At 73.9% G+C, this 4,726-nt stretch carries 5 protein-coding genes; 1 reads left to right on the top strand and 4 read right to left on the bottom strand.

Going from position 1 to position 4,726, the window contains the following annotated elements; all coding sequences use genetic code 11:
• Window positions 1-237: 237 nt before the first annotated feature.
• A complete protein-coding gene (locus tag ACFU7Y_RS40505) occupies window positions 238-399 on the bottom strand; it encodes a hypothetical protein (RefSeq protein WP_380771387.1) in 162 nt (53 codons plus the stop codon).
• Here ACFU7Y_RS40505 and ACFU7Y_RS40500 point away from each other — a divergent pair.
• Window positions 398-553, top strand: a complete 156-nt coding sequence (locus tag ACFU7Y_RS40500) for a hypothetical protein (RefSeq protein ID WP_380771385.1) — start codon at window positions 398-400, stop codon at window positions 551-553. The genes ACFU7Y_RS40505 and ACFU7Y_RS40500 overlap by 2 nt on opposite strands.
• A 297-nt stretch (window positions 554-850) precedes the next feature.
• On the opposite strand, the gene ACFU7Y_RS40495 is transcribed toward ACFU7Y_RS40500, so the two are convergent.
• From ACFU7Y_RS40495 to ACFU7Y_RS40485, 3 genes are all read right to left on the bottom strand, one after another.
• Entirely contained in the window at window positions 851-2,215 is a 1,365-nt protein-coding gene (locus ACFU7Y_RS40495; protein ID WP_224282395.1) for an FAD-binding oxidoreductase, read from the bottom strand.
• 192 nt (window positions 2,216-2,407) lie between these two features.
• Window positions 2,408-3,634 (bottom strand): MFS transporter, encoded by a 1,227-nt coding sequence (locus tag ACFU7Y_RS40490; RefSeq protein ID WP_380771383.1) that lies wholly within the window; start codon window positions 3,632-3,634, stop codon window positions 2,408-2,410.
• 45 nt (window positions 3,635-3,679) lie between these two features.
• Window positions 3,680-4,507 carry a MerR family transcriptional regulator gene (locus tag ACFU7Y_RS40485; RefSeq protein ID WP_224285045.1) on the bottom strand — a complete coding sequence of 276 codons (828 nt, stop codon included), beginning with the start codon at window positions 4,505-4,507 and terminating at the stop codon, window positions 3,680-3,682.
• Window positions 4,508-4,726 lie beyond the last annotated feature (219 nt).

Below are 4,726 nucleotides of genomic sequence, written 5' to 3'. Positions count from 1 at the left end.
GTGCCGGTGGCGGCACCGCCCACGAGGCCGGTTTCGCGGTGACCCTTTCCGCCGGCCGGTCGAATGCGCTGTTCCCTCTGGTCCCTCTGGTGTGATGCGTTGGTACCTCGGTGTCCGTTCCGGCCGTTCCGTTCCGGTCCGGGCCCGCCCGCGGCTGCTCAGCTCACCCGCGGCCACCCACGTCCGGCGCCCCCGCCTTCCGTGGTGCCCGGTGCCGTCACTCGGCCGGGCGGTCGGTCAGCCGACGGTGTCGGAGACCACACCGGCGTCGGAACGGGCCCCGGTACCCGCTCCGCTGTCGGCGGCGGCGGCAGCACCGGCACCGGCCGACAGCAGGCCGGCCGCGAGCGGGCCGGCGAGCAGGATTTCGGCCATCCGACGGGTGTGGATGCGAGCCATGAATGCCTCCGAGAAGCTGTTAATCGTGCAATGGTCGATCAAGGTGCGCAAGGTTCGCCGGTCAGACGAACACCTGCGGGCTGCGACGCCGGAAGACAGCCTTCCGCAACAAATCGACAAAGCACTAGCCCGCAGGGCGTATTTCGCCCGTTAGCGTGATATCCACCCGACCCGCGCATAACGACCGGGAAATCGGACACCGCGCCGACACACCCCGGCCGAGCTGGGAGTTCACCCGGGCGGACGCCGACGGAGGCGCCCCGGTGGGAGGCGCAGCAGTATCACGCGATCCGCCAGGCGCACCATCCCGGCGCATACGAATCACAAACGCGCCCCTAAAAAGTTCGATCACCCTCCCATGTCGACTTTCCCAGCCATTCACAGACCATCGGAAAGTCACACCATGACGGCGGGGGTGCGGGCACAGAAGATCCGTCCAGGCGCACGGACATCAGATCATCTTGCCGGGATTCAGAATGCCCAGCGGATCGAAGACCGCCTTCAACCGCCGCTGCAGGTCCAACGCCACCGGGCCCAGCTCGCGGGCCAGCCAGTCCCGCTTCAGCAGCCCCACCCCGTGCTCCCCGGTGATCGTGCCGCCCAGCTCCAGCCCGAGCGCCATGATCTCGTCGAAGGAGCGCTGGGCGCGGGCCGTCTGCTCCCCGTCCGAGGCGTCGAAAATGACGATCGGGTGGGTGTTGCCGTCCCCGGCGTGACTGACCACCCCGATGGTCAGCCCGTGCCGCTCCGCGATCACCGCGACACCGTTCAGCATCTCCGCCAGCCGGGAGCGCGGCACCGCCACGTCGTCGATCATCGTGGTGCCCAGCCGGTCCAGCGCGGGCAGCGCCATCCGCCGGGCGGCCAGCAGCAGATCGGACTCCGCCTGGTCCTCGGCCGGCACCACCTCGGTCGCCCCGGCCTCCCGGCACAGCTGCGCGACCCGCGCCAGCTCGGCCACCCGGTCCGGCCCGTCGAAGGCCACCAGCAGCAGCGCCTGGGTGGACTCGGGCAGCCCCATCCGCCCCAACTCGTTGACGGCCCGCACCGAGACCGCGTCCATCAGCTCCATCAGCGACGGTGTCAGACCGCGCGCCATCACCTCGCAGACCGCCGCCCCGGCCGCGTCCGCGCTCGGGAACTCCGCCGCCAACGCCAGCTGCGGGGCCGGCGCCGGCCGCAGCGCCAGCACCGCCCGGACCACCACGCCGAGCGTCCCCTCCGAGCCGACGAACAGCCTGGTCAGGTCGTACCCGGCCACGCCCTTCGCCGTCCGGCGGCCGGTGGACAACAGCCGCCCGTCCGCCAGCACCACGTCCAGCCCGAGCACGTACTCGCTGGTGACGCCGTACTTCACGCAGCAGAGACCGCCCGCACCGGTGCCGATGTTGCCGCCGATCGTGCAGGACTCCCAGCTGGACGGGTCCGGCGGGTACGAGAGACCCGACTCCTCGGCAGCGCGGGAGAGTTCGGCGTTCACCACGCCGGGCTCGACCACCGCGATCCGGTTCACCGGGTCGATCTCCAGGATCCGGTTCAGCTTCACCAGCGACAGCACGACGCAGCCGTCCACCGCGTTCGCCGCACCCGACAGCCCGGTCCGGGCGCCCTGCGGCACCACGGGGACGCGCAGCTCGGTCGCGGTCCGCAGCACGTGCTGCACCTGCTCGACCGTCTCCGGGAACACCACCACGGCGGGCTGCCCGGCCGCGCAGAAGCCCGCCATGTCGTGGCGGTACGCGGCGGTCACGTCCGGGTCCACCACGAGGGCCCCGTCCGGGAGGCCCTGCGCCAGTCGGTCCGTCAGATCACTCATCGCCGCCTCCACTCGCCGCCTGCCCGCCTCCACCTCCGCACTCTGCCCGGACGGCAGGGGCCGGGCAAGTGGGCCGCACGGCGGACGGGCGGGGGCGGGAGGCGCCGCCCGAGCCGGCGGGGAGGGGCGCCGCGAAGCCTCCGGACGTGGGCGGCGGCCCGGGGGTACCGACCGGAAGGGCGACCGCGTGGCTCAGGCCCGGCGGAGGATCGGGGTGGCCAGGGCGGTGAGGCCTGCGGCAGCCGTGGCGAGGGCGCAGAGGATCGTCGGCAGGGTGGCACCCGCCGCGTCCGAGAGCAGGCCCAGCAGGGCGTTCGAGAGCACCAGGGCCAGGCTCTGCCCGAGCGTCAACAGGGCCTGGACGCGCGAGAGATGGGTCTGCGGTGCGCCGGTCAGCACCAGCGGGCCGAGGTGGCAGGCGAAGAGCCCCGAACCGAGGCCCGCCACCGTACTGCCGGCCACCGCCGCCACCGGTCCCGCGGCCGCCGCCAGCAGCGCGATCCCCGCCGACGCCGTACAGAGCCCGGCCGCCGCCCCCACACCGGCCCGGGGAAGCGTGCCCCGCCGGGCGACCAGGCCGGCCACCGCCAGCACCCCGGCCGCCTGCCCGGCGCTCACCAGTCCCGCCGTTCCGGCCACCCAGCCGTGCGCCCGGGCGAGCAGCGGGCCGAGCAGTGACACCACCGGCAGCAGTGCCCCGGCCGCCACGCCGGTGAGCAGCAGCGCGGCCCGCAGCAGCGGGTCCGCCAGGGCGAACCGGACGCCGGACGCCGCGTCGCGCAGCAGGCCGGTCCGTGGACCGGACGGCCCGTCCGCCCGGGGGCGCACCCGCCGCAGGACCAGCAGCACGACCCCGAAGCTCGCCGCGTCCGCCAGCGCCGCGCCGGACAGTCCGCCGCCCGCGACCAGCAGGCCGCCCAGCGGTGCCCCGAGCAGGACGGCGGTCTGCCCGCCGGCCTGCCGCAGGGCGAGTGCCCGGGGCAGCCGGTCGGCGGGTACCAGCCGGCGCGGCATCGAACCGCTCGCCGGGAGGTGGAAGGCGTCGACCGTCCCGATCACGGCGGCCGCCGCGACCAGCAGCCACAGCGGCGTCCCCCGGTCGGCCGCCACCAGCGCCGGCGCGACGGTCATGGCCAGCATCACCGTGTCCCCGACGACCATCACCCGACGGGCGCCGAACCGGTCCGCGACCGCGCCGCCCAGCAGGACCAGCGCGGTGCGCGGCACCGTGATCGCCGTCAGGACCAGTCCGGCCGCTCCGCCGCCGTGCGCGGAGGCGGCCCAGCCGAGGCCGAAGTACAGCGCGGCGTCGCCCAGCAGTCCGGCCTGGACACCGGCCAGCCAGAGCAGGTACGTCCGGGGCAGCGCAGCCCGCGGCGACGGACCGGAACCGGTGCCGGCGGTGGAGGCGGTGGTCATGCCGGGCGACGCTAGGGCCCTCGACCTGGTCGAGGGCAAACGCCGCTACCGGCGGACCACCGGCTCCTGGAGCTCGGTGACCCATCCGGCCCGGTCCTCCGGGCACTCCAGGTACAGCTCCCGGCCGTAGCCGGCCGAGCGGTAGCCGTTCTCCTCGATGAAGCGGGCCAGTTCCTGGACCGTGCCCAGCACCTCGTCCATCGGACCGCGGTGCACGATCGTCGCCGCCTCCTCGATCGGCGGCAGGTCGAGCACCTCGAAGTCGTGCGCGTCCGGCCGCACCGACGGGCCGACCGGGACGGCGACCAGGACCAGCACCGAGCCGTTGCCCTCCGGCGCGTCCTGGTAGCGGGCGACGGACGGGCCGGTCGCCTCGATCCCGGCCTCGGTCAGCCGCCGGCACAGTTCGGCGAACAGCGGCCCGATCACCGGTCCGATGTCCTCCGGCTCGTAACTCGCGGCCACACCGGCCAGTTGGGCCACCCGGACGGACGGCACCGACTTCACCACGACATCGTGCGTGGACATGGTTCCCTCACTCTCGATCGTCCGGAGCCTCGCCTCCACCCGGGCCAGCCGCAGCTCGTCGGCCGCGATCGCCTCGGCGAGCTGGGCCCGCCGCAGCCGCAGCATCCCGCGCAGTTCGGCCGCGTCCACCTGCTCGTCCAGGACGGCGCGCACCTGCTGCAGCGTGAAGCCGAGCTCCTTGAGCGCGATCACCCGGTTGAGCCGGGCGAGTTGGGACGCCTCGTAGAAGCGGTACCCGCTGACCGAGTCCACCCGGGCGGGCCGCAGCAGCCCGATCGCGTCGTAGTGGCGCAGCATCCGCACCGACACCCGGCCGTGGCTGGCGAAGTCTCCGATGTTCAACATGATGCGACCACTCCATCCCCTGCCACCGTGTCAGGGTCAACCCGGCCGCCCGCATCCGTTTCCCGGCCGCTCCACAGTCGGCGCCCGCGGCCACCGGGGAAACACCGAGGGCGGGTGCCGAGCGCACTCGGCCCCCGCCCTGAGCAGGTGGTTCTCCAAACGGCGGCGAGCGTGGGGTTCGAACCCACGGTGACGGGTCACGCCACGACAGGTTTCAAG

The organism is Kitasatospora sp. NPDC057542, from assembly GCF_042801945.1.
In the GTDB taxonomy this organism is placed as follows: domain Bacteria; phylum Actinomycetota; class Actinomycetes; order Streptomycetales; family Streptomycetaceae; genus Kitasatospora.
This window is presented reverse-complemented; position numbering and strand designations above follow the sequence as displayed.

Bases quoted from the DNA above. Each gene is read 5' to 3' on its own strand.
- ACFU7Y_RS40490 (WP_380771383.1), bottom strand. From the start codon at position 3,634: ATGACCACCGCCTCCACCGCCGGCACCGGTTCCGGTCCGTCGCCGCGG.
- ACFU7Y_RS40485 (WP_224285045.1), bottom strand. From the start codon at position 4,507: ATGTTGAACATCGGAGACTTCGCCAGCCACGGCCGGGTGTCGGTGCGG.
- ACFU7Y_RS40500 (WP_380771385.1), top strand. From the start codon at position 398: ATGAATGCCTCCGAGAAGCTGTTAATCGTGCAATGGTCGATCAAGGTG.
- ACFU7Y_RS40505 (WP_380771387.1), bottom strand. From the start codon at position 399: ATGGCTCGCATCCACACCCGTCGGATGGCCGAAATCCTGCTCGCCGGC.
- ACFU7Y_RS40495 (WP_224282395.1), bottom strand. From the start codon at position 2,215: ATGAGTGATCTGACGGACCGACTGGCGCAGGGCCTCCCGGACGGGGCC.